The sequence below is a fragment of the Pseudomonas sp. GW821-FHT04C07 genome (assembly GCF_059420325.1).
In genome coordinates, this window is sequence record NZ_JBWKTM010000020.1 from 39,922 (window position 1) to 62,150 (window position 22,229).

Here is a 22,229-nt window from a genome sequence, read left to right on the forward strand (position 1 = left end):
CACAAAAAACGTCAGGCGCTGGCTGCCTGAGCGCTGTACTCGAGTTGGTAACAAGCACTGAAACCGTTGTCGTCGCGGTTGATGACCAGGCAGTCGCGCAAGTTCGCCGAGCGACTGGCGCCCATCACAAAGGGCAAATGCGCAGCAACTGGCAGTTGCAAGCCGAAAATTGGCGGCACGCTCTGGGCCTGCAGGGCACGTCTGGCCAGAATCAGATCGACCAGGCTGGGGGCCGCGCTGAGAATTCCGGTCACCGGCAGCCCACTGGTGATATGTGCAGCGCCCGTACGGGCCAGGGTCTGGCTCAGCTGACGATCCTTCTGCGGATCGCCGCTGCCCGCGCACACCAGCAGATCGACTTGCTTGTCGGGCAGGTTCAACGCTTCAAGATCGACGTGGGCGGTCATGCCCACCAGGCAAACCTGCGGGGGCATCGCACAGGTCCTCGCGTCGGCGCAGGATTAATGCCGCCGCGCCCTCTCCGGCAATGCCGCCCGTCCCTTGCACATCGAAAGGTCGCAGCGTTTGCGAACCGTCGGCGCTGATGATGCCCGCCTGCACCAGTGCGCACAGTGCCAGCGCGTCGAGTTCACTCCCGGAACCAACGATGATAGCGGCGTCGATACGCCGGCTCTGCAGCGCCGCACTGGCCTCGCGCAACGCTGCCAGATTGCCGGAGACGCCCTGCATGTAAGCATTGCATTCGCACTCAAGCTTGAGGGCCAGGCTGACCACGCCGAGCAAGATGTTGCTCAGGCCTTTGAGCACCAGAAATGGATCCTGCACCCGCTCCTGCAGAATCCGTCGGGCCAGCAGGCGCATGTCGGCGCCCTCGCCCTTGCGGCATTCGTGGAGCAACTCGCCATAAGAGGCGAGCGAGGGGTGGGTGAATCCGCCCTGACAGCAATAGAGGCCATAACGCAAACCGTCCTGACCCGGAGCAAGGTTCGCTTCGGCCAACGCCTGGCGTACCGCGCTGACACCCCAGATCACCGCCGGCGCGCAATAGCGCTGCAGGTTCTGTGCGAGGTCCTGACGGCTGCGCTGGTGATCTTCATCCGAAATTTGTCCGAAGGCCGTCACCCGGGCGCTGTGAAACTGCCTGGAGTGCAAGGGCGCAATTGCACTGCGTGATTCACAGACCGCCGACCAGAAACGCTCCACACCCCAGCCGCTGGGCAATACACAGCCAGCACCGGCAATCGCGACCTGAGCGTGTGCAGCCCCCATCATGCGTGCTCCCGATATTTGCCAAGCACCAGGGAGGTGTTGAGACCACCGAAACCGAATGAGTTGCTCAGTGCCACATCGACCCGGCGGTTGACCGCCTGATGGGCACAGTAGTCCAGGTCGCACTGCTCATCGGCGCTGTGCAGGTTGATCGTTGGCGTAATTCGGTCGTACCGGCAGGCCAGTGCCGTGACGATGCACTCCGGTGCGCCGGCCGCCGCGATCAGATGCCCGAACTGCGACTTGTTGGCACTGATCGCCAACCGTCGATAGTGCTCGCGTTCAGCGAACACAGACTTGATCGCCAGGGTTTCGGCGGCATCGTTAAGTGGCGTCGACGTCCCGTGAGCGTTGATCAGATCCACCTGTTGCGGCGCGATCCCGGCGTCGTGCAACGCCGTCTGCATGGCCAGGGCAGCGCCACGTCCTTGCGGGTCGGGCGCGGTCACCTTGTAACCGTCCAGGCTGCTGCCAAAACCCAGCACTTCGGCGTAGGGAACGGCGCCACGCGCCAGCGCTCGCTCCAGGGTTTCGAGTACCACAAAGCCGCCGCCCTCGCCCGCAATCAAGCCACTGCGGTGGCGATCGAAAGGCCGGCAAAGTTCGGTTCCCCAGCGCTGCTCACTGCTTGCCGCGCCCAATAGATACAGCGCGGTCATGGTGTCCAGGCTCAACACCGAGTCTGCTGCGCCTGCGATAGCCACCTCGACCTCGCCACGACGAATCATCTGGAAAGCATTGCCGATGGCCTGGGACGCGCCGGCACAGGCACTGCTGATATTGATCACCGGCCCTTCGCAACCGATTCCGTCGGCAATGACCCGTGCCAGCCGATCGTTGCTCTGGCGCAACGAACCGGCCGGATTGACTTGATCGACCCGGCTCATCAGATGGCGCCAGGCCGGGGTCTGAGCAGGCTCGCCGGAGTAGGTCAGCAGCATGTCCTGGAGCATGTGCGCAGGTGCGCCGGAGGCACACAAGACAGCTGCTTCGCGCAGCCCGGCGGGCTCCAGACCACTGTCAGTAACCGCCTGGCTTGCGGCAATCCAGCCGAATTTGCTGCGCTTTTCCAAGGCCGTCTGCCAGGCTGAATGGTCCCGCAGATAACCAGGCAACAAGCCTGAATCCACTGGCGCCGCATAGCGAACCGGGAATGCTCCGTCCTTCACGCCTTCGGGCTGCCAGGGGCGGATGCAGTGTTCGCCGCGCAACATTTTTTCCCACATCGACTGCCATTCGAAACCGAATCCGGTCACGGCGCCCATGCCGGTTATCACGATCCTTGTCGCACTCATGCGTGCTTCTCCATGATTTCATTCACCAGCAATAGCGCGCCCCAATGCCCTGCACGGCTGTGATTGAGCAGCAGCGTGTAATGCGCTTGCGCAGGCTCACTACGATCGTCGAGTAACGTCAGGGCGACCTCGGTCAGCAAGGCACTCGCCCCCAGATCGCCAGTCATGTGCCGGGAGCTGTGAACAACCCGCCCTGTCTCTGCGAACAGGCTCATGAGCCGCGCATCCTGGGTATCTGCCACGATGCGTGCGACGTCGCTCAGGCAGAGCTTTTCCTGACTCAATGCCTGCTCGATGACCCTGCTCGCCACCGCGCTTGAGCGCTCGGGCGAGGCGCTATAACCACGCGCGAATCCGGCGATGCGGAACGCCATCGAGCCGCAGGTCGGCGCAGAGGATGTCAGCAACAACGCGGCCGCGCCTTCCCCGTAAGGCTGCGAACCCGCATTGACCGGTCGCTCGGCACGTTCTCGCAGGTATAATGCAGGGGTGATGTTCGGACTGCTGCTGACCACGACAGCCGCCTCGGCGCGACCTTCGGCAAGGTGTTCAAAGGCTTCGATCAAGGCGTCGACACCGGCATTGCCCTGGGAACAGAAACCACCCATGGGGCCATTGCAGTGCAGCGCTTGCGCGACGTGAGCCATGACGCTGCTATTGAGCATCATCAGTGCATGCAGCGGTGGCGTATGGGCAAAGAGTTGCGCGAGCAGTGTGTCGGGTTGCTCACCGATGGCCTGCACGGCATCCCAACAAGAGCTGGGGCCATCGACTTCCGGGATGGCCGCCATCAGCGCAATCCGCTGCGCAGGCAGATTCAAGGCACCCAACGCCGGGGCGATGCGCCCCGCGCAGTACAACAAGCGCGCACCTTGAGGCTCGATACCGCGCTGAATCTTTCGATCGAAAATATCCGAGGGCAATCGTGGCGCGGTCACGCAATAGGCCAATCGAGCAGGGTCGAAATCCAGCGGTTGCGGGGTCGTCAGCGGCCCCTGCAAGTCTGCGCACTCGCTGCCAGCCGCGTTGAACACCGAGGCCGCAGTAATGTAAACGGGTCTTGTATCCAGCGTATTCATCTCATGCCCTCCCCAGAACCAATGAACTGTTGACGCCGCCGAAGCCAAAGGAGTTGGACAGCACGACATTGATGGGCTGATGCAAGGGTTCGCTCAGAAAATTCAGCTCGGGGAACTCAGCCTTGTCCGGGTCATAATTGAGCGTTGGCAACAACACGCCATCGCGCAGACTGATCAGCGACAGGACTGCTTCAATGGCGCCACTGCCCGCCAGGGAATGGCCAACCGCCGATTTGTTGGCGGTGAATGTCACGTTGCTCACGGACTCGCCGAATACCTGCTTGAGTGCCAACGCTTCGCTGCGGTCGTTGGCCTGCGTCGACGTTCCATGCGTATTGACATGCTCGACTGCGCTGCTCGTCAGACCGGCATTTTCAATCGCTGCGGCCATGCAGTGGGCGTACTTGCTGCCATCCCGGCTGCTGGAGGTGATCTTTTGCGCCTCGCAATAATTGGCGTAGCCCAAAACGCGGCCAATCGGGGTGGCCTTGCGACGCTCGGCATGCGGCCTGGATTCGAGAACGATCAGCGCCGAGCCTTCGCTGAGCACAAAGCCGCAACGATCCGGCATGAACGGACGGCTCTGTTGATCCGCGGCGAAATCGGAGCGCTGGCACACTGCGCCAAGGCCGTCGAAGCTGTAATACGACAGTTCGTGGGACATCAACTCCACGGCGCCGCAAATGGCCAGGTCGATGTCACCGCGCTCGATGGCGCGATACGCACTGCCTATCGCCATGGTCCCGGCAGCGCAGGCATCGGAGTGGGTAGAGATGTGATCACGAATGCCGAGAAATCGGGCAAGGTGCAGAGTCTGTTGGTCGACCCGACGAGAAAATGCTCCGCCCGCCAGTTCGTGGTTTTGCAGATACAGATCAAGATCCACACTGCCAGCTTCGTCCATGTATCGACTGGCCTCCTGCAGATCCTGGCTCACACAGTATTTGTTTGAGCCGAGGAACAACCCGCTGGCGACTTGAGAAAATGCCGAAGGGGTCAGACCTGCATGCTGCAACGCCTGCCTGGCGACATACTCGGCCAGCACACTCTGTCGCGGTAACGTCAAAACATCGCTCTGAACCTCAGCGGTCATTTCCTGCCACTGACGGTGATCGATATAACCGGCTGCGGTATTTGCAAATCCAAGCTCGGCAAACACCGGATGTTCACGAATACACGAACGCTTCTCGCTGATCCGCGAAAACAGCGTGGCTGCGTCCATCGCCGTGGGCGCCACCAGTCCGTATCCCGTGACATAAACTTCTCGCAGCCGCATGAAGAAACTCCTAGGCCGTTTCTTGCAAGCGGGACGCGGCATATTTTTCCACCAGTTGGCGAGAGATTTCGTCCCCTTCCATCGGGACCAATCGAGCGCTGCAGCCGGAACAGACCACCTGCCGGCGTTCATTGAGACGCGCTTGGGTGGCGCCACACTCCGGGCATGTCGGGGGCAGGTAGTTGAAGACGCTGTGGCACTGTTGTGCCCAGTTGCGCACGGTGGTGGCAGCGAACACGTCCGCCGGCTGCATGCCGCCCCGCAGCTGACCCGGGGCATAGGCGCTCAGGCTTTGTTCGAGAAGCTCCACACCGGCGTCGGTGATACGGCCCTTGTCGACAAACTGGCTGACGTCGCCAAACACCGCTACCGCGTGATCCAGCACGCTGGTTTTCGGCAAGGTGCAGCCATAAGTGCGACCCAACTGAAAGCTCAGGTCGACAATATCCAGAGAGTCGGCACTGAGGTCTTCCACGATACTGCTGTGTTCATCGATAGCATCGACCTCCATCACCAGCAACTGCGCGAGGATTTCGCGAGTACTCGTAATAACGCTCTCCAACTCCAATGGATTGTTCATCATTTATCTCCGTATAAATTGTGCGCAGGGTTATTGAAAAACAGCGCAAGAGGTTTGATTCCCCCTGGGTCTTTTCCAACGGCGCCGGAGTCTAAACTCTCCCCTTGAGGGGAGAGTCAACGTGTGGTCATGGTTTTTTAAAGAACTGTTTTGCGCTTAAAACCGGCACTTTAAGCACCTGTTCGATGCACAGAAAAAGAGTGCAGCCGAAAGAGCAAAACTGGAACGGTAGTTCCACCATTCACACATTTTAAAGAGAGTGGATCAACTGATGAGGGAGAGTTGTGGCAATTAGCTGACTTCGAGAATGCTCAGAACAATGCCGGCCCGACGGTCTTTGAAAACCGCCGGGCCGGCAATGCACATCTCCTGCGTCTAAACCTTTGGCAGCGGATTCAATACTGTGGCTGCCTTGGATTTTCTAAAGAAGATCCAGTAGACAACCGTGAGGATCAGCAGAAAAGGCACACCGAATACCAGGGTCATCTTGAAGGCATCGGTAAAGTAGGTGGTGATCATCACAGCGCCCATCAGCACCAACCCCAACAGCGTGGTGTAGGGGAACAACCGCATGCGGAAGGACAGTTTCCGCTCGCCGTTGCGCTCCTGGTAACGGCGGAAACAGTAGTGGGTCAGGAAGATCATGAACCAGGTGAAAATGGCACCGAACATCGAGATCGCCATCATCAAGGTAAAGGAGCTTTCCGGGTACACCACGTTCAGCAACGTCGCCAAAGCGATGCCCGAACTGGACAGCAACAAGGCATTGAGCGGGATCCCGGTCTTGCTCAACACTCCCATGGACTTGGGTGCATAGCCGCCACGGGACAGGCTGAACATCATGCGCGTGGTGATGTAGAGCTGACTGTTCATCGCCGACAACGCCGCAATCAGAATCACGAAGTTCATCACCCCGGTTGCGCCGGGAATACCGATGGTCTGCATGACGGTGACGAATGGACTCTGGGCATGACCGGCCTGAACCCACGGCACAATCGCCAACATCAACGCCAGGGTCAGCAGGTAGAAGACCACCAGCCGCACGATGGTCGCGCGAAAGGCCTTCTTCACCGCCCGCTCCGGATCCTGCGCCTCACCGGCTGCCACCGCGATCATTTCCACGCTCAGGTAACTGAAGATCGACACGATCACCGCGACCCACATCCCTTGCAAACCATTGGGGAAGAAGCCGCCGTGAGCCGTGTAGTTGTGCACGCCGTAATCCGGATTGCCGGAACCGAACACCACATACACCGCGAGGATGATGAAGCCGACAATCGCACCGATCTTGATGGTCGAGAACCAGTACTCGAAGGTGCCGAAAGTCTTCACGCTGATGGCGTTGAGCACGATCAGGATGCTCGAAAACGAGACGATCCAGATCCATTCCGGCACGTTGGCGAACCAGTACTTCATGTACATCGCGACCGCCGTCACTTCCGTGCCCACCGCCAGCACAATCGCCGCCCAATAGGCGTAGCGCACCAGAAACCCGGCCAGCGGGCTGACATAGAATTCGGCATAGGCACCGAACGAGCCGGAGGTCGAATGGGCCACGGTCATTTCTGCCAGACAGCCCATCAACAGCAGCGTGATGATCGCGCCAATCGCGTAGCTGAGCAGCACGCTCGGCCCGGCATAACCAATGGCGTAGGCACTGCCCATGAACAGGCCGGTGCCAATCGCACCGCCAATGGCGATCATGCTCATCTGACCCGATGTGAGCTGGCGCCGCAGGCCCTGCTCACGATTGGAAATCGCTTCGAAACCTTTTTCGGAGGTGGTCACTTTGTGTGCCCCTTTTTATTGTGATTGCACGGATACAAAACCTTGACGTCAAGTGACGCTATGGCGGATCTGGAACTGCTCCTGGGACCAGGTTTTCTGATCGAGAATCTCGCCGAGGATCTGCACTGCGTCCCAGACCTCGGTGAAGCAGGTATACAGCGGGGTGAAGCCGAACCGCATGATCCGTGGCTCGCGGTAATCACCGATCACGCCACGGGCGATCAAGGCCTGGATCACCGCATAACCTTCGGGATGTTCGAAGCTGACATGGCTGCCGCGTTTGGCGTGTTCGCGAGGGGTGATCAGGGTCAGCTCGTGAGCGGCGCAGCGCTGCTCGACCAACTGGATGAACAAGTCGGTCAGTGCCAGGGATTTGCTGCGCAGGCTGGCCATGTCGGTCTGGGCGAAAATATCCAGACCGCACTCCACCATCGCCAATGAGGTGATGGGCTGGGTGCCGCACAAGTAGCGAGCGATTCCGCTGCTCGGCTCGTAGCGAGACTCCATGGCGAACTGCCGCGAATGGCCGAACCAGCCAGACAGCGGCTGCGTAACCAGATCGCACAGCTCAGGCGAAACCCAGACGAAGGCTTGCGAACCAGGGCCGCCATTGAGGTACTTGTAGGTACAGCCGATGGCGTAGTCGGCGCCCGCCTGATGCAGATCGACCGGCACCGCCCCGGCGGAATGCGCCAGATCCCAGATGGCCAGCGCACCACACTCGTGAGTCAGCGCGGTCAGGGCCTGCATGTCGTGCATGTAGCCGGTCTTATAGTTGACGTGGGTGAGCATCACCACCGCGGTGTCCTGGTCAATCGCTTGCGGCAGCTCTTCAGGGCTGTTGACCAGACGCAGGGAATAGCCCTGCTGCAGCAGGTCCGCCAGACCTTCGGCGATATACAAGTCGGTCGGGAAGTTGCTGGTCTCGGTGACGATCACCCGCCGCGTCGGCGCTCTCGTAGCCTGCACACGCAGGGCAGCGCTGAGCACCTTGAACAGGTTGATCGAGGTGGTATCGGTCACCACCACTTCACCGTCACCGGCACCAATCAGCCCCGCCAATCGATTGCCCAGACGTTCAGGCAGGTCGCGCCAGCCGGCGCTGTTCCAACTGCGGATCAGACCGTTACCCCATTGCTCTGCGATCACCGCCTGAGCACGCGCCAGCGCTGCGACCGGGCGAGCGCCCAGAGAGTTGCCGTCGAGATAAATCACGCCTTCGGGGAGCGCAAACTGCTGACGCAAAGGAGCCAGAGCGTCCTGCGCATCAAGCGCCAGGCAATCGTTTCTTGTAGTCATTGAGTGTCCTGTTTTTTGAATGAGGTGCCGTCCGGGCAAATCGCGATAGTCGGGTCGAGCATGGGTGTGAGTGTCGTGTTTCAGGCGTTATTTACGCCTTCACGGTGGAGAGATAATGAACGAAGTTTTGGAGAATTTTCGTGCAAAGTAAGTGGCCGTATAGTAGTTATCTCGAAGAAAATTCGAATCCAACCCAAATAAACGCGGATTTATTCTAGCCATGACTCTCGACTCGACAGACCTGCGAATCCTGCATCACCTGCAACAGGATGGCCGTATCAGCAATCAGGAATTGGCGGAGAAAGTCGCACTGTCGCCGTCGGCCTGTTTACGCCGTTTGCGGCTGCTGGAAAGTGAGGGAATCATCACCGGCTATCGCGCGGTGCTGAACGCCGAACGGCTGGGAATCGAGCTCGAAGCCATCGTCCATGTGTCATTGCGACAGGACGTCGAGGACTGGCACGAGACCTTCATCAAGAAGGTCCAATTGTGGCCGGAAGTGGTCACCGCCTACGTGATTACCGGGGCGAGCAACTATGTGCTGCGAGTCCAGGCGCGCAACCTGAAACATTTCTCGGACTTCATCGTCAATCAGCTGAACCGCACCGCTGGCGTCACCGATATCCGCTCGGAAATCGTCCTGCAGAAAATCAAGGAACGAGAAGAGTTGCTCAATCTGGTCGTACGCAAGTGAGTGTAGGAGCGAGCTTGCTCGCGATAGCATCACCGCGGTCATTCAGATACACCGCAGTGCCCGCATCGCGAGCAAGCTCGCTCCTACATTGGATTTCCTTTGCCTCAAGCCCGTGCTCGCAGGTGATCAGCCCTGATCACCACCACCCACCGGCAGTGTCATGCCGGTGATGTAGGACGCCTCGTCCGAGGCCAGAAACAATATCGCCGCTGCCTGCTCATCGACCGTGCCGTAACGCTTCATCAGGCTGCTGTCGCAGGTCTGTTCAACGATCTGCTGGTACCAGATTTTCTCTTGCGGCGTTTGTTCGGCACTGTTGCGCGGTATGCGCCGGGGCGGTGCTTCAGTACCGCCGGGGGCCGTGGCATTGACCCGGATTCCGCGCTCGGCGGTCTCGAAGGCCAGGCATGCCGTCAGCGCATTCACCCCGCCTTTGGCCGCGCCATAAGGCACACGGTTGATGCTGCGGGTGGCAATCGACGAGACGTTGACGATAGCCCCACTGCCCTGCTCCAGCATGTAGGGCAACGCGGCATGGCAGCACCAGAGTGTCGGGAACAGCGAGCGTTGTACCTCGCTCATGATCTCGTCCGGTTTGTAATGCTCGAATGGCTTGGCCCAGATCGTCCCGCCGACATTGTTTATCAGAATATCCAGCCGACCGAAGCGCTCGATGGCCTGGGCCATGACCCGGCCGCACTCTGCGTATTGCTCAAGATCGGCGGTCAGCGCCAGCACTTCGCTGCCGGCCGCCAGCTCATCGCGCAATTCGAAAATCAATTCAGAACGATCGACCACCACCAACCGCGCACCTTCGGCCGCCATGCGCTCGGCGACCCGTCGGCCAATGCCCTGGGCTGCGCCGGTGATCAACGCGACCTTACCCTTGAAACGTAAACTGCTCATGTCATCTCCTCAACCATGGGATTGGACTCAGGCCGCGCTGGCAGCGAACTTCTCGTAGTAGAAGTTCGCCGGCGCAATGCCCTGTTCGGCCAGGTAACGGCTGACCCCATCGACCATCGGTGGTGGCCCGCAGAGGTAGACGTCGACATCACCGGCGTTGAGGTGCTGCGGTTCGATATGTTGGGTGACGTAGCCCTTGAGCGGATGGCCGCTGTCCGGATTGGCGACGCACGCACTGAAGCTGAAGTTTGGAATGCTCGCCGCGAACCCTTGCAGCCGCTCCATTTCCACCAAATCGTGGTCGTTGGTCACGCCGTAGATCAGGTGCAACGGATAGTCACTGCCCTGCTCGGCGATTTTTTCCAGCATTGCCGTGAACGGCGCCAGCCCGGTCCCGCCCGCCAGCAACAACAACGGCCGACGAATTTCCCGCAAATAGAAAGAGCCCAACGGACCGGCCAGGTTGATCGAGTCGCCGGCCTTCGCAAGACCTGTGAGGAAACTGCTCATCAGCCCGCCCGGAACATTGCGGATCAGGAAACTGACCTCGCCCTCGCGCTGCAACGAGCTGAAGGAATAGGCGCGGGTCTGTTCGCTGCCGGGCACTTGCAGGTTGACGTATTGCCCCGGCAGGAACGCCAGTTTGCTCAGTGCCTCACCCTTGATCGACAGCGACAGGGTGCTGTCGGAGAGCTGGCGGATCTCACTGATGGCGGCGTTGTAGTGGGTCTGCTGAGTGCGACAAACGTCCGAAGACACCGGTACTCGCACCACGCAGTCGCTTTGCGCGCGCATCTGGCAGGTCAGCACGTAACCCTGAGCGGCCTCATCCTCGCTGAGCGCATCCTCGATGTACTCTTCGCCCAGATCATAGCGACCGGCTTCAGCGAAACACTTGCAGGTACCGCAGGCGCCGTCACGGCAATCCAGCGGAATATTGATACCTTGACGATAGGCCGCGTCGGCGACGGTTTCGCCAACATCGGCGGCGATGAAACGGGTCACCCCGTCTTCGAAATTCAATGCAATTTGATGGCTCATGGCAGCGGCCTCACAAATGGTAGATGTCGATGACCTGACGGACGTAATCGTTCTTCAGGATGACTTTCTTGGCCTTGATCAGTGGGGTTTCGCCGCGCACGTCGAGGGTGTAGAAACTGCTCCCGAAATAGCTGTCCACGGTCTTGTAGCGAAAGCTCAGGGTGTGCCAGTTGAAACGCACCTTGCACTGGCCATCGGCGACTTCCAGCAACTCGATATTGCTGATGTTGTGCGAGGTCCGGGTGTCCGGCACGCTGGCGCTGGAACGCTCGGTCTTGATACGGAAAACCCGGTCTTCCAGGCCACCACGGTTGCCGTACCAGATCAGCGAGATTTCTCGTTGCGGGTCTTCAGTCAGCTCGTCGTTGTCGTCCCAGGACGGCATCCAGAAACTCGCGTCAGAGGCGTACAGTTCCAGCCAGTTGTCCCAGTCCTTGTCGTCCAGGTAGCGCGCTTCGCGGTAGAGGAAGTCACGCACCGCGTCATGGGAAATACTCATCACACGGCCTCCACGGGGATCGTTTTCGATTGTTCGGCGGCCAGTGCCCTGAGCATGGTCTCCTGCCAGTACTTGTGTTGCAGCACGAACAGACCTTCATCTTCGGTGCGTACGCCGCTGAGCAGCGGGTGCAGATCGATTTCCTGTGCGGCCGGATCGGCGCCTTCGACCCAATGCATGGCGCCGCGCGACATGTCGTTCCAGCCTGCGCTGCCCTGATAACCCACCTGGCAGGAGCGGAATTCTTCCAGGTCATCGGGGGTGGCCATGCCGCTGACGTTGAAGAAATCCTCATACTGGCGAATGCGCTTGGAACGGGCGTCGTCGCTCTCGCCTTTCGGTGCGATGCAGTAGATGGTGATTTCGGTGCGATTCACCGAGATCGGCCGGGCGATGCGGATCTGCGAACTGAACTGATCCATCAGATAGACGTTGGGGTACAGGCAAAGGTTGCGTGAGTTCTCGATCATCCAGTCGGCGCGGGCCTGGCCGAAGTCCTGGGCCAGCTCATCGCGACGCTCGTACAGCGGACGGTCTTCAGGGTTGGCCCAACGGGTCCAGAGCAGCATGTGGCCCTTGTCGAAGGAGTAGAAACCGCCGCCCTGCTTGGCCCAGCTGCCGGCACTCATGGTCGGATTGCAGTCACCGGCCTCGCGCTGCTTGCGCTGGCTCTGGGTGGCTGCGTAGTTCCAGTGCACGGAGCTGACGTGATAACCGTCGGCACCGTTCTCGGCCGTGAGTTTCCAGTTGCCTTCGTAGATGTAGCTGGATGAGCCGCGCAGCACTTCAAGGCCGTCGGCGGATTGATCGACGATCATGTCGATGATCTTCGCCGACTCGCCCAGATGCTCGGCCAGCGGCACTACATCGGCGTTCAGGCTGCCGAACAGAAAACCGCGATAGGACTCGAACCGCGCAACCTTGGTCAGGTCGTGGGAGCCTTCGCAGTTGAAACTCGACGGGTAGCCCGCTTCAGCCGGGTCCTTGACCTTGAGCAGCTTGCCGGAGTTGTTGAAGGTCCAGCCATGGAACGGGCAGGTATAGGACGCCCGGTTGCCGGTCTTGTGTCGGCAAAGCATCGCGCCGCGGTGACTGCAGGCGTTGATGAACGCATTAAGCACACCATCCTTGTTCCGCGCGATAAAGATCGACTGGCGGCCCATGGTGGTGGTGTAGAAGTCATTCTTGTTAGGGATCTGGCTCTCATGGGCCAGGTACAGCCAATTCCCTTCGAAGATGTGTTCCATTTCCAGGTCGAACAACCGCGGGTCAGTGAACATCTCTCGCTTGCAGCGATAGACGCCTTGTTCCGGGTCTTCTTCAAGCAGTGAATGAAGGTATTCAGGTCGCAAAGACATGGCCACAGCCCTCCGTTGTTTTTATTCAGGCAAGGCTCATGCTAGGGAGGTGGCGCAAACGGCAATATCCGTTGAGTGCAGATCGCTATCCGTTTTCTGCACTGGGGGGACGGGGATTTAGAGGGGGCGGAGCGCAGATTCAGTGACGGCGTTTGAGGGTATCCGACGGCAGTTCGCCGAACTGCTGGCGATAGCTTTGCGAGAACCGTCCCAGGTGCAGGAAGCCATAGTCCATGGCCAGCTCCGTGACGTTGCGCACGTTGCAGGTCTCATCACTGAGACAGGCATGCACCCGCTCCAGCTTCTTCAGGCGAATGTAGTTATTCGGCGTGGTTTGGGCATGGCGCTCGAACAGCGAATACAGCGAACGCAGGCTCATGCGGGCCTGAAGCGCCAGTTCTTCACTGCAGATGTCCTGTTTCAGGTTCTGCTCGATGTAGTCGACGATGTGCTCGAAGGTGGCACCACGGGAGCTCAGATGGGCGCGACTGACGTTGGTTTTCATCAGGCTGAGCATCTTGCTCGCAACGATCTGGGCGTAATGCTCCTGGACCTGGAGCATGGGTTCGCCCGCTTCAGCTTCCATACAGACCATGGCCAGCAAATTGACGAAGCCTTCCAGCTCTCCCAGGCTGTAGCGATTCTGCATAAAGCGCACACCCGGCTCCGGGTATAACCAGCGCTGCTCCAGGCAGGCCGACTCCAGCAGGCTGGTCGGTACTTTCAGAATGAATTTTTCGCAGTCTGCGGAATAGGTCAGATCGACCGGGTCATCGGGATTGATCAGCAACAATTCGCCAGGCGCCAGGTAGTGTTCCTGATCACGCCCGCGCCACAGGCAATTGCCCCTGAGCAGCACTTGCAGGTGGTAGATGGTTTCCAGTGCCGGTGAGGTGACGTGAACGCTGCCGCCATAGCTGATGCGGCACAGGTCAAGGCTGGCGAATTTGCGATGATTGAGGCTGGCCTGAGGGCTGGAGGCCCTGGGCAGATGGATGCAATGCACGCCGACATGCTGATTGACGTAACCGGACACCGCATAGGGGTCGGCACGCTCAAACACCATGCTGCGCTCGCTCAGCAGACGACTTTCCATAACCGGTCACTCTTATTGTTCTTCAGCTGTGATTCTATGCCAGCCAACGCCGCGAACAACGCCGCGAGATAAACGGTCGGTTATCTCGCGGCTTTGCGGGCAATGGGCTGTCAGTCTTCCAGGGCGCGGACCCGCTCCATACGCTTCTGTTCGACCGGTTCGGCGGCGGACTGCAAGGTGAAGTCAAAGTCGATCTGCGCGAAACGCCCCTCGACACCCAACTCGCGGGCCATCTCCTGATCTTCGCTGAAACGAATTTCGGCGATCAACTCATCGCGGGTCGCATAGGCGAAGTCGTCATGCAGGTACGGATCGCCGGACAGGTTGATCTGAGTGGTCAGGTGCCGATGGCCGGGCGCCGAAATGAAGAAGTGGATATGCGCCGGGCGCTGGCCGTGGCGGCCCAACTGATCCAGCAACTGCTGGGTCGGCCCGGTCGGTGGGCAGCCGTAGCCGGACGGCACGATACTACGGAAGCGATAGTGTCCCTGGGCATCGGTCTCGATACGGCGGCGCAGGTTGAACTCCGACTGCGTGCCATCGAAGTAGGAGTAGGTGCCACCGGTGTTGGCTTGCCAGACATCGACAATGGCGCCGGCCAACGGCTTGCCGTCGGTGTCGCGGACCTGGCCTTGCATGAACAACACGACGCCCGGATCCAGACCGTCATCGAGACGCGCTTCGTATTTGGAGAGCGGCGCACCGGCCACATACAGCGGCCCTTCGATGGTCCGTGGCGTACCGCCCGACTTGCCGGCCTGCTCGTCCTCGGCATCCATCAGCAGGTCCAGATAATGCTCAAGGCCTAAACCTGCCACGAGCAAACCGGCTTCCTGGTTTTTGCCCAGTTCGTTGAGGTAGTTGACCGCTTTCCAGAACTCTTCCGGGGTCACTTCCAGGTCTTCGATGATGTTTACCGAGTCACGCAGGATCCGGTAGATCAGCGCCTTGGCCCGTGGATTGCCACCCTCGTTGAGGTTACCGCTGGCTTCTTCGAGAAACTTCTGGACGCTGGCAGTATGGGAAATTCTGACTGACATGATTTATTCCTCATCTTGTATTTATTAGGTTGGAGCACAAAGGTCATCTGGCCTAGCGGTCATCTTCGTGAATCGACGAAGGGTGCCGGCACAGTGCATTCACTTCGATGGCCATGTATGGATAGAGCGGCAGCTGCATCAGCAGATCATGCAGCTCCTGCACGCTGTCGACGTCGAATACGCTGTAGTTGGCGTAGAGCCCGGCGATCCGCCACAGGTGCCGCCACTTGCCTTGCTGTTGCAGGCGCTGGGCCAGGGCTTTTTCATCAGCCTTGAGCTGCGCGGCGCGCTCGGGATTCATGTCGACCGGCAGGTTCACGGTCATTTTTACGTGGAACAACATGGTCTGATGTCCTCAGGCGTGTGAAGTGACAGGGGAAGATTTGTCGCGTCGGAAGAATGCCAGGCGCTCCTCGTCGAGGGTCAGGCCCAGGCCCGGCTCGTTCGACACATGCAGCTGAAAATCGCGGTAGACCAGTGGTGCGGTGAGAATGTCCTCGGTCAGTAACAGCGGACCGAACAGCTCGGTATCCCACGCCAGTCTGGCCAGGGTCAGAAAGGCATGGGCCGACGCCAGCGTACCAATCCCGCCCTCGAGCATGGTGCCGCCGTACAGGCCGATCCCCGCCGCTTCGGCAATTGCAGCGGTGCGCAATACGGCACGCGGGCCACCGTTCTTGGCGATCTTCAGGGCAAACACCGAGGCCGCGCCTTCGCGGGCCAGATTGAAGGCGTCCTCGACACATTCGATGGACTCGTCGGCCATGATCGGTGCCGGGCTGGACAGGTTGAGCCGGGCCATCCCGCCACGGTTATTGCGCGAGATCGGTTGCTCGATCAGATCGATGCCGTTGTCGCCCAACACCTGGCAGGCTCGCAGGGCGACGGCTTCATCCCAGGCCTGATTGACGTCAACGCGGACGCTGGCGCGATCACCCAGGGCCTTTTTGATGGCAATGACATGGGCCAGATCCTGGCTCACTTCACCGGCGCCGATCTTCAGCTTGAAGATCCGGTGGCGGCGCAGATCGAGCATCTGTTCGGCTTCGGCAATGTCTTTTTCAGTGTTGCCGCTGGCCAGGGTCCAGGCCACCGGCAGGGCATCACGGACACGCCCTCCCAACAACTCGCTGACCGGCAGGCCAAGGCGTTTGCCCTGGGCATCGAGCAACGCGGTTTCGATCCCCGATTTGGCGAAGGTGTTGCCGCGAATGCTGCGATCGAGCCGCAGCATTGCCGCGTTGATGTTGCAGGCATCCTGACCGATCAGCAGCGGTGCGAAGTGGCGATCGATATTGGTCTTGATACTGTCCGGACTTTCGTTGCCGTAGCTCAGGCCACCAATGGTGGTGGACTCGCCGATGCCTTCGATACCATCGGCGCAACGCAGGCGGATGATCACCAGGGTCTGGTTCTGCATCGTGTGCATCGCCAGCTTATGCGGGCGGATAGTCGGAAGATCGACGATGATCGTCTCGATCGATTCAATGGCGCTAGCGTGCATGTCGATACCCGTCAGGTTCTTTGCTTGTTTTGCCCGATTCTGCCCCCCATTTTTTAGCCGTTCCAATATAGAATTGGTCTCGATCCATACCCCAAGGGTATGCAGCACACTGATCCGCACTCTTTGAGGAGTCCCCATGGAGCTTCGCCATCTGCGTTATTTCCAGGTCCTGGGGGAAACCCTCAACTTCACTCGCGCCGCCGAGCGTCTGCATATCGCTCAGCCGCCCCTCAGCCGACAGATTCAGCAACTGGAAGACGAGTTGGGCGTGGTGCTGCTGGAGCGCGGTCGCCCGCTGCGACTGACTGAAGCCGGACGGTATTTTTATGAACACTCCAACGTCTTGCTCGAGCAACTGGGCAAGGTCTGCGACAACACCCGTCGCATCGGCCTGGGCGAGAAGACCTGGCTGGGTATCGGTTTTGCCCCTTCGACCTTATACGGCATGCTGCCAGAGCTGATTCGCCGCTTGCGCAACAACGACGCCCTGGAGCTGGAACTGGGCTTGTCGGAGATGACCACCCTGCAACAGGTCCAGGCACTCAAGGCCGGCAGGATCGATGTCGGCTTCGGCCGCATCCGCATTGATGATCCGGCGATTCAGCAACGCGTACTGATCGAAGATCGGCTGGTCGCCGTCCTCCCCGCCGGTCACCCGCTGCTGGCCGGGCCGACGACGCTCGCCGAGTTGGCCAAGGAGCCTTTCGTGCTGTATCCGGGCAATCCCAGGCCGAGCTATGCCGACCATGTGATCGCGCTCTTCGATGCCCATGGGCTGAGTATCAAGGTGTCCCAGTGGACCAATGAGTTGCAGACCGCCATCGGTCTGGTCGCCGCCGGCATGGGCGTGACGCTGGTGCCGGCCTCGGTACAGGTGCTGCACCGCGCCGATATCGGCTACACCTCGTTGCTCGAAGCCACGGCCACCTCGCCGATCATTCTCAGTCGCCGTGTCGCCGACCAGTCGCCAGGCCTCAATCACTGCCTGCAACTGATTGAAGAGTTGCTGATTCAAGCCTAGACGCCGGGATATTCAGAGCCCACGCATGCGCCGGGCTTCGTTACGCTGCACGGTCATGCTCGGGGATTCATCGAACAACTTGCGGTACTCGGCGGAAAACCGCCCAAGGTGTGTGAAGCCCCAGCCCATGGCGATCTCGGAGATATTGCGCGCCGAGCCATGCTCGAGGATTTCCTGACGCACAGCATTCAACCGGTATTTTTTCAGGTAGACCATCGGCGACAGCGCGAAGTACTTCTTGAACGCCTCGAACAACTTGAAACGCGAGACGCCGGCCGCAGCTTCGATGTCCTCCAGATGCAACGCTTCGCGGGCGTTGTCGTGAATGTACTGCTTGGCCCTGATCAGATAATGCGGCAGCTTGACCCCCAACACGTCCCGCAGCTCCTCGGAATAATTGTTCGGCTGGGCGAGGATCAAACCTTTGATCAAAGAGCTTTCGATGTCCCGAGTGAAGGCCACCTGCTCGTACAGTTCACTGCTGCGTTCCAGCTCGGCAATGAAATAACGCGCCATGCGCCACCATGAGGCCGACGCCCCGTCGACCGCATCCATCACCGACTCGAAACGCAGCGGCGCATCCAGCGGGCGCTGCAGCATCCCCTCCAGGGACTCACTCATGGCGACTCGAGTGATCACCACCTGGACTTTGCGACAGTCGCCGGAGATCGCCAGCACCTGGCTTTCATTCGGGGAAATGATCACCCCTTGATCGCGGTTGGACTTCAATAGGGTGCCGTTCTTGCTCAGTTCCTGCTCGCCCACCAAAGGCAAACTCAGGCTGTAACTGCTGAAGTGCTCGGCGTCTTCGATATCGATAGTGACATCGGTGCCATATTCGATGGTGCCCAGGGTCGTGGCCATCGACTTGAACACATTGGCGCTGTGATGAAAGCGGATCCGCTCGGGGGTCGAGGTCTGGAGCCGGTGCGGGCCGCAGATACCGGACATCCAGTGCCTCGCACCCTCAAGGTCATAGCGATCGATACGAATGTCGCGAAACTGCGGATCAGCTTTGCTACTCATCACGGCGCACCCACGGCAATATTTTTTTGCGCGCTCTAACGGCGCGTATCAGGCTTGAAAAGAGCAAGTTCCACGCCACAAGACGACCCAGCCAACCCAGTGGATAGCGATCACCGACTAAACGGATAAAGCATCCGTCTTGAAGCGCAGGCAAGCCATCGAACAGCGTTCGACACACCGCAAAACAGTACCTGATTGCTGCAAACGGGTGCAGCCGTTCATCGACTGGTGCACCGCTTTGAGTATTAGCTGCCCAGCGCAAAGCCCGGGTGTTACCCCAGGTTAAAACCGTCCCCGTAGCAGCTGCCGAAGGCTGCGTTCGAGCGCGCAGCGGTCGTGTTGTAGGGTCTGCAACCGCACTCTTTCAGGGAAACCCTACATACCGACTTTACGACCGCTGCGCGGCCGAACGCAGCCTTCGGCAGCTGCTACGGGATCAGCGCGTCAATTTCCCACGAACTTTATGGACTGCCTTCGCCGACAAACCGGATAGACCCCTGCCCGCCCCACTCTCTCTAATGAGCGTACCGATTGGCCCGAATAAAAAAGGTACACGCCCATGAGTGGTGCAAAAAGCGTCGAACAGTGGAAAGAGTTTATCGAGGGCTGCCTGGACTTTCGTCCGGCAGACGGCGTGTTCCGGATTGCCCGGGATATTTTTACCGAGCCGCAGCTGTTCGATCTGGAGATGGAGCTGATCTTCGAGAAGAACTGGATCTACGCCTGTCACGAAAGTGAGCTGGCCAACAATCACGACTTCATCACCATGCGTGCCGGCCGCCAGCCAATGATCATTACCCGCGACGGCGACGGTCAGCTCAACGCGCTGATCAATGCCTGCCAGCATCGCGGCACGACATTGACCCGTGTCGGCAAGGGCAACCAGTCGACATTCACCTGCCCGTTCCACGCCTGGTGCTACAAAAGCGACGGACGCCTGGTCAAGGTCAAGGCTCCCGGCGAATACCCGGAAGGTTTCGACAAAGCCACTCGCGGCCTGAAAAAGGCTCGCATCCAGAGCTACAAGGGCTTTGTGTTCATCAGCCTGGATGTTCACGGCGAAAACAGCCTTGAAGACTTCCTCGGCGATGCCAAGGTGTTCTTCGACATGATGGTCGCCCAGTCGCCGACCGGTGAGCTGGAAGTGCTGCCCGGCAAGTCCGCCTACACCTACGACGGCAACTGGAAACTGCAGAACGAAAACGGTCTGGACGGCTATCACGTCAGCACGGTTCACTATAACTACGTGGCCACCGTGCAACATCGCCAGCAGGTCAACAGCGAGAACGGCACCAGCACCGGCGACACGCTTGACTACAGCAAGCTGGGCGCCGGCGATGCCAATACCGATGACGGCTGGTTCGCCTTCAACAATGGTCATAGCGTGCTGTTCAGCGATATGCCGAACCCGGCAGTGCGCTCCGGCTACGCCACGATCATGCCGCGCTTGATCGAAGAGCATGGCCAGGAAAAAGCCGAATGGATGATGCATCGCCTGCGCAACCTGAACATCTATCCCAGTCTGTTTTTCCTCGATCAGATCAGTTCGCAACTGCGCATCATCCGCCCGGTAGCCTGGAACAAGACTGAAATCATCAGCCAGTGCCTGGGCGTCAAGCACGAGTCGGACGCGGATCGGGAGAACCGGATTCGTCAGTTCGAAGACTTCTTCAACGTTTCCGGACTCGGCACCCCGGATGACCTGGTGGAGTTCCGCGAAGCCCAGCGTGGTTTCCAGGCGCGCCTGGAGCGCTGGAGCGATATTTCTCGCGGCAGTCACCAATGGGCTACCGGCGCCACCCCCAACAGTGAGTCGATTGGCATCCTGCCGGCAATGACGGGCACCGAATTCACCCACGAAGGGCTTTACGTCAACCAGCACAGCAACTGGCAGAAATTTCTGCTCGATGGTCTGGAAGCGAAATCCTTGAAGCTGCGTGAGGTGTGAACATGAATCAGCAATTGCAGTACCAGATCGAGCAATTTTTCTATCGCAAGTCCGAACTGTGCGACGCCAAGGACTGGGACGCCTATATCAAACTGTTCGACGAACACAGTGAGTTTCACCTGCCGCAATGGGACTCGGAACACATCTACACCCTCGACCCCAAGCGCGAAATGTCACTGATCTACTACCCCAACCGCTCAGGCCTGGAGGACCGGGTGTTTCGCCTGCGTACAGGCAAGGCCGCCTCCGCGACGCCAATGCCACGCACGCTGCACCTGATCAACAACGTGCGCATCAGTGAACTTGAGGGCGGTGACCTGGAGGTGCGTCTGAACTGGCACACCCTGTTCTATCGCCTGGCCACTTCCGAGCAGTTTTACGGGAACGCGACCTATCGCCTCAAGCCCCGTGAAGACAGCTGGGTCATTACCCGCAAGCACGTCCTGCTGCTCAACGACACCATCAACTCGGTGCTCGATTTCTACCACCTCTGAATCCATGGAGACCGGGGCATGAATCACAAGGTCGCGTTCAGCTTTGCCGACGGCAAAACGTTGTTTTTTCCCGTACAACCCAATGAAATACTGCTCGACGCCGCTCTGCGCAACGGCATCAATATTCCCCTGGATTGCCGCGAGGGCGTCTGCGGAACCTGCCAGGGCCGCTGCGAATCGGGCGACTACAGCCAGGATTATGTGGACGAGGAAGCCCTTTCCAGCCAGGACCTGCAACAACGCAAAATGCTCACCTGCCAGACTCGGGTGAAATCCGATGCCACGTTTTACTTCGACTTCGCCTCTAGCCTGTGCAATGCATCAGGCCCGGACCAGCTCACCGGTACGGTCACCGAAGTCAGGCAGGTCTCGGCCAGCACCGCGATCTTGCACCTGGATATGGGCACGGCAGGCCAGCCATTGGATTTCCTGCCGGGCCAATACGCCCGACTGCTGATCCCGGGTACCCAGAGCAAACGCTCCTACTCGTTCGCCAACCGACCGAACAGCAGCAATCACCTGCAGTTCCTGATTCGCCTGCTGCCCGACGGAGTCATGAGCAACTACATCCGTGAACGCTGCCAGGCCGGCGACGAAATCGGGCTGCAAGCGCCGCTGGGGGCGTTCTATCTTCGCCACATCGCCAAACCGCTGATCCTGGTCGCCGGTGGCACCGGGCTATCGGCACTGCTCGGCATGCTCGACGAGATTGCCGAGCGTGGTTGCGAGCAGCCCGTGCATTTGTACTACGGTGTGCGGGACGCCGCCGATCTGTGCGAAAGCGCGCGCATTGAGGCCTATGCCGAACGCATTCCAGGGTTTCGCTACACCGAGGTGGTCAGTGATCCATCGCCGGAATGGGAGGGAAAGCGCGGCTACATTGCCGAGCATTTCGACACCAGCGAACTGCGCGACGCGACAGTCGACATGTACGTCTGCGGGCCACCGCCGATGGTCGAATCGATCAAGACCTGGTTGCAGGCCCAAACCCTGGACAACGTTCATCTGTATTACGAAAAATTTACCGAGAGTAATGCCTGAGCCCTTAAAATGAG

General features: G+C 59.5%; 20 protein-coding genes and 1 pseudogene. 5 read left to right on the forward strand and 16 right to left on the reverse strand.

Translation table 11 applies throughout. The features are described from left to right. Positions 1–11: 11 nt before the first annotated feature. The 7 genes and pseudogenes from AC07UI_RS27365 to kynU all read right to left on the reverse strand — a co-directional run bounded on the left by AC07UI_RS27365 (position 12) and on the right by kynU (position 8,547). Positions 12–1,230, reverse strand: a pseudogene (locus tag AC07UI_RS27365) (beta-ketoacyl synthase N-terminal-like domain-containing protein). Further along, on the reverse strand, positions 1,230–2,525 hold the full coding sequence (locus AC07UI_RS27370; RefSeq protein WP_494995427.1) for a beta-ketoacyl-[acyl-carrier-protein] synthase family protein: 1,296 nt from the start codon (positions 2,523–2,525) through the stop codon (positions 1,230–1,232). Before AC07UI_RS27370 ends, AC07UI_RS27365 begins: the two are co-directional and overlap by 1 nt. Continuing rightward, on the reverse strand, positions 2,522–3,604 hold the full coding sequence (locus AC07UI_RS27375) for a beta-ketoacyl synthase (RefSeq protein ID WP_494995428.1): 1,083 nt from the start codon (positions 3,602–3,604) through the stop codon (positions 2,522–2,524). Before AC07UI_RS27375 ends, AC07UI_RS27370 begins: the two co-directional genes overlap by 4 nt. 1 nt (position 3,605) lies before the next feature. Then, positions 3,606–4,880, reverse strand: coding sequence for a beta-ketoacyl-[acyl-carrier-protein] synthase family protein (locus tag AC07UI_RS27380; RefSeq protein ID WP_494995429.1), 1,275 nt, complete (start codon positions 4,878–4,880; stop codon positions 3,606–3,608). Positions 4,881–4,890: 10 nt separating this feature from the next. Next, complete coding sequence (locus AC07UI_RS27385; protein WP_494995430.1) at positions 4,891–5,460, reverse strand: acyl carrier protein; 570 nt, start codon at positions 5,458–5,460, stop codon at positions 4,891–4,893. Positions 5,461–5,835: 375 nt separating this feature from the next. Then, a complete protein-coding gene (locus AC07UI_RS27390; RefSeq protein WP_494995431.1) occupies positions 5,836–7,248 on the reverse strand; it encodes an amino acid permease in 1,413 nt (470 codons plus the stop codon). A 48-nt stretch (positions 7,249–7,296) separates the two neighbouring features. Beyond that, the gene (kynU, locus tag AC07UI_RS27395; RefSeq protein ID WP_494995432.1) at positions 7,297–8,547 is read right to left on the reverse strand and encodes a kynureninase; all 1,251 of its coding nucleotides are present in this window, start codon (positions 8,545–8,547) and stop codon (positions 7,297–7,299) included. A gap of 220 nt (positions 8,548–8,767) precedes the next feature. On the opposite strand from kynU, the gene AC07UI_RS27400 reads away from it, so the two are divergent. After that, the gene (locus tag AC07UI_RS27400; protein ID WP_494995433.1) at positions 8,768–9,241 is read left to right on the forward strand and encodes an Lrp/AsnC family transcriptional regulator; all 474 of its coding nucleotides are present in this window, start codon (positions 8,768–8,770) and stop codon (positions 9,239–9,241) included. Between the two features lie 126 nt (positions 9,242–9,367). On the opposite strand, the gene AC07UI_RS27405 is transcribed toward AC07UI_RS27400, so the two are convergent. The 8 genes from AC07UI_RS27405 to AC07UI_RS27440 form a co-directional block, all read right to left on the reverse strand. Continuing rightward, positions 9,368–10,147 carry a 1,6-dihydroxycyclohexa-2,4-diene-1-carboxylate dehydrogenase gene (locus AC07UI_RS27405; protein ID WP_494995434.1) on the reverse strand — a complete coding sequence of 260 codons (780 nt, stop codon included), beginning with the start codon at positions 10,145–10,147 and terminating at the stop codon, positions 9,368–9,370. Positions 10,148–10,174: 27 nt separating this feature from the next. Continuing rightward, on the reverse strand, positions 10,175–11,188 hold the full coding sequence (benC, locus tag AC07UI_RS27410; protein ID WP_494995435.1) for a benzoate 1,2-dioxygenase electron transfer component BenC: 1,014 nt from the start codon (positions 11,186–11,188) through the stop codon (positions 10,175–10,177). A gap of 10 nt (positions 11,189–11,198) precedes the next feature. Then, complete coding sequence (gene benB, locus AC07UI_RS27415; protein WP_494995436.1) at positions 11,199–11,687, reverse strand: benzoate 1,2-dioxygenase small subunit; 489 nt, start codon at positions 11,685–11,687, stop codon at positions 11,199–11,201. Then, the gene (gene benA, locus AC07UI_RS27420) at positions 11,687–13,045 is read right to left on the reverse strand and encodes a benzoate 1,2-dioxygenase large subunit (protein ID WP_494995437.1); all 1,359 of its coding nucleotides are present in this window, start codon (positions 13,043–13,045) and stop codon (positions 11,687–11,689) included. Before benA ends, benB begins: the two co-directional genes overlap by 1 nt. Before the next feature lie 139 nt (positions 13,046–13,184). Then, complete coding sequence (locus tag AC07UI_RS27425) at positions 13,185–14,141, reverse strand: AraC family transcriptional regulator (RefSeq protein WP_494995438.1); 957 nt, start codon at positions 14,139–14,141, stop codon at positions 13,185–13,187. A gap of 110 nt (positions 14,142–14,251) precedes the next feature. Beyond that, the gene (gene catA / locus AC07UI_RS27430) at positions 14,252–15,181 is read right to left on the reverse strand and encodes a catechol 1,2-dioxygenase (protein ID WP_494995439.1); all 930 of its coding nucleotides are present in this window, start codon (positions 15,179–15,181) and stop codon (positions 14,252–14,254) included. Positions 15,182–15,233: 52 nt separating this feature from the next. Beyond that, entirely contained in the window at positions 15,234–15,524 is a 291-nt protein-coding gene (gene catC, locus AC07UI_RS27435; protein WP_419118739.1) for a muconolactone Delta-isomerase, read from the reverse strand. A gap of 12 nt (positions 15,525–15,536) precedes the next feature. Further along, positions 15,537–16,685 carry a muconate cycloisomerase family protein gene (locus AC07UI_RS27440; protein WP_494995440.1) on the reverse strand — a complete coding sequence of 383 codons (1,149 nt, stop codon included), beginning with the start codon at positions 16,683–16,685 and terminating at the stop codon, positions 15,537–15,539. Positions 16,686–16,821: 136 nt separating this feature from the next. Between AC07UI_RS27440 and AC07UI_RS27445 the strand changes: the two genes are divergently transcribed. Further along, positions 16,822–17,706: a LysR family transcriptional regulator gene (locus AC07UI_RS27445; RefSeq protein ID WP_494995441.1), complete on the forward strand. Its 885-nt coding sequence runs from the start codon at positions 16,822–16,824 to the stop codon at positions 17,704–17,706. Between the two features lie 12 nt (positions 17,707–17,718). Here the strand turns inward: AC07UI_RS27445 and AC07UI_RS27450 are convergent, their stop codons facing one another. Beyond that, the gene (locus tag AC07UI_RS27450) at positions 17,719–18,732 is read right to left on the reverse strand and encodes an AraC family transcriptional regulator (protein WP_494995442.1); all 1,014 of its coding nucleotides are present in this window, start codon (positions 18,730–18,732) and stop codon (positions 17,719–17,721) included. A gap of 559 nt (positions 18,733–19,291) precedes the next feature. Between AC07UI_RS27450 and antA the strand changes: the two genes are divergently transcribed. The 3 genes from antA to antC are packed head-to-tail and all read left to right on the forward strand — an operon-like array spanning position 19,292 to position 22,215. Further along, positions 19,292–20,680, forward strand: coding sequence for an anthranilate 1,2-dioxygenase large subunit (gene antA / locus AC07UI_RS27455; RefSeq protein WP_494995443.1), 1,389 nt, complete (start codon positions 19,292–19,294; stop codon positions 20,678–20,680). 2 nt (positions 20,681–20,682) lie between these two features. Continuing rightward, complete coding sequence (antB, locus tag AC07UI_RS27460; protein ID WP_494995444.1) at positions 20,683–21,174, forward strand: anthranilate 1,2-dioxygenase small subunit; 492 nt, start codon at positions 20,683–20,685, stop codon at positions 21,172–21,174. 18 nt (positions 21,175–21,192) lie between these two features. Further along, positions 21,193–22,215, forward strand: coding sequence for an anthranilate 1,2-dioxygenase electron transfer component AntC (gene antC, locus AC07UI_RS27465; protein ID WP_494995445.1), 1,023 nt, complete (start codon positions 21,193–21,195; stop codon positions 22,213–22,215). The last annotated feature ends 14 nt before the right edge of the window (positions 22,216–22,229 follow it).

What these genes read in the sequence shown, in the direction of transcription:
- AC07UI_RS27450 (WP_494995442.1), bottom strand. Translation starts at nt 18,732, where the DNA reads ATGAGTAGCAAAGCTGATCCGCAGTTTCGCGACATTCGTATCGATCGC.
- AC07UI_RS27445 (WP_494995441.1), top strand. Translation starts at nt 16,822, where the DNA reads ATGGAGCTTCGCCATCTGCGTTATTTCCAGGTCCTGGGGGAAACCCTC.
- AC07UI_RS27425 (WP_494995438.1), bottom strand. Translation starts at nt 14,141, where the DNA reads ATGGAAAGTCGTCTGCTGAGCGAGCGCAGCATGGTGTTTGAGCGTGCC.
- AC07UI_RS27400 (WP_494995433.1), top strand. Translation starts at nt 8,768, where the DNA reads ATGACTCTCGACTCGACAGACCTGCGAATCCTGCATCACCTGCAACAG.
- AC07UI_RS27405 (WP_494995434.1), bottom strand. Translation starts at nt 10,147, where the DNA reads ATGAGCAGTTTACGTTTCAAGGGTAAGGTCGCGTTGATCACCGGCGCA.
- AC07UI_RS27370 (WP_494995427.1), bottom strand. Translation starts at nt 2,525, where the DNA reads ATGAGTGCGACAAGGATCGTGATAACCGGCATGGGCGCCGTGACCGGA.
- benA (WP_494995437.1), bottom strand. Translation starts at nt 13,045, where the DNA reads ATGTCTTTGCGACCTGAATACCTTCATTCACTGCTTGAAGAAGACCCG.
- antA (WP_494995443.1), top strand. Translation starts at nt 19,292, where the DNA reads ATGAGTGGTGCAAAAAGCGTCGAACAGTGGAAAGAGTTTATCGAGGGC.
- AC07UI_RS27440 (WP_494995440.1), bottom strand. Translation starts at nt 16,685, where the DNA reads ATGCACGCTAGCGCCATTGAATCGATCGAGACGATCATCGTCGATCTT.
- AC07UI_RS27380 (WP_494995429.1), bottom strand. Translation starts at nt 4,880, where the DNA reads ATGCGGCTGCGAGAAGTTTATGTCACGGGATACGGACTGGTGGCGCCC.
- benB (WP_494995436.1), bottom strand. Translation starts at nt 11,687, where the DNA reads ATGAGTATTTCCCATGACGCGGTGCGTGACTTCCTCTACCGCGAAGCG.
- AC07UI_RS27375 (WP_494995428.1), bottom strand. Translation starts at nt 3,604, where the DNA reads ATGAATACGCTGGATACAAGACCCGTTTACATTACTGCGGCCTCGGTG.
- catA (WP_494995439.1), bottom strand. Translation starts at nt 15,181, where the DNA reads ATGTCAGTCAGAATTTCCCATACTGCCAGCGTCCAGAAGTTTCTCGAA.
- benC (WP_494995435.1), bottom strand. Translation starts at nt 11,188, where the DNA reads ATGAGCCATCAAATTGCATTGAATTTCGAAGACGGGGTGACCCGTTTC.
- antB (WP_494995444.1), top strand. Translation starts at nt 20,683, where the DNA reads ATGAATCAGCAATTGCAGTACCAGATCGAGCAATTTTTCTATCGCAAG.
- AC07UI_RS27385 (WP_494995430.1), bottom strand. Translation starts at nt 5,460, where the DNA reads ATGAACAATCCATTGGAGTTGGAGAGCGTTATTACGAGTACTCGCGAA.
- catC (WP_419118739.1), bottom strand. Translation starts at nt 15,524, where the DNA reads ATGTTGTTCCACGTAAAAATGACCGTGAACCTGCCGGTCGACATGAAT.
- antC (WP_494995445.1), top strand. Translation starts at nt 21,193, where the DNA reads ATGAATCACAAGGTCGCGTTCAGCTTTGCCGACGGCAAAACGTTGTTT.
- kynU (WP_494995432.1), bottom strand. Translation starts at nt 8,547, where the DNA reads ATGACTACAAGAAACGATTGCCTGGCGCTTGATGCGCAGGACGCTCTG.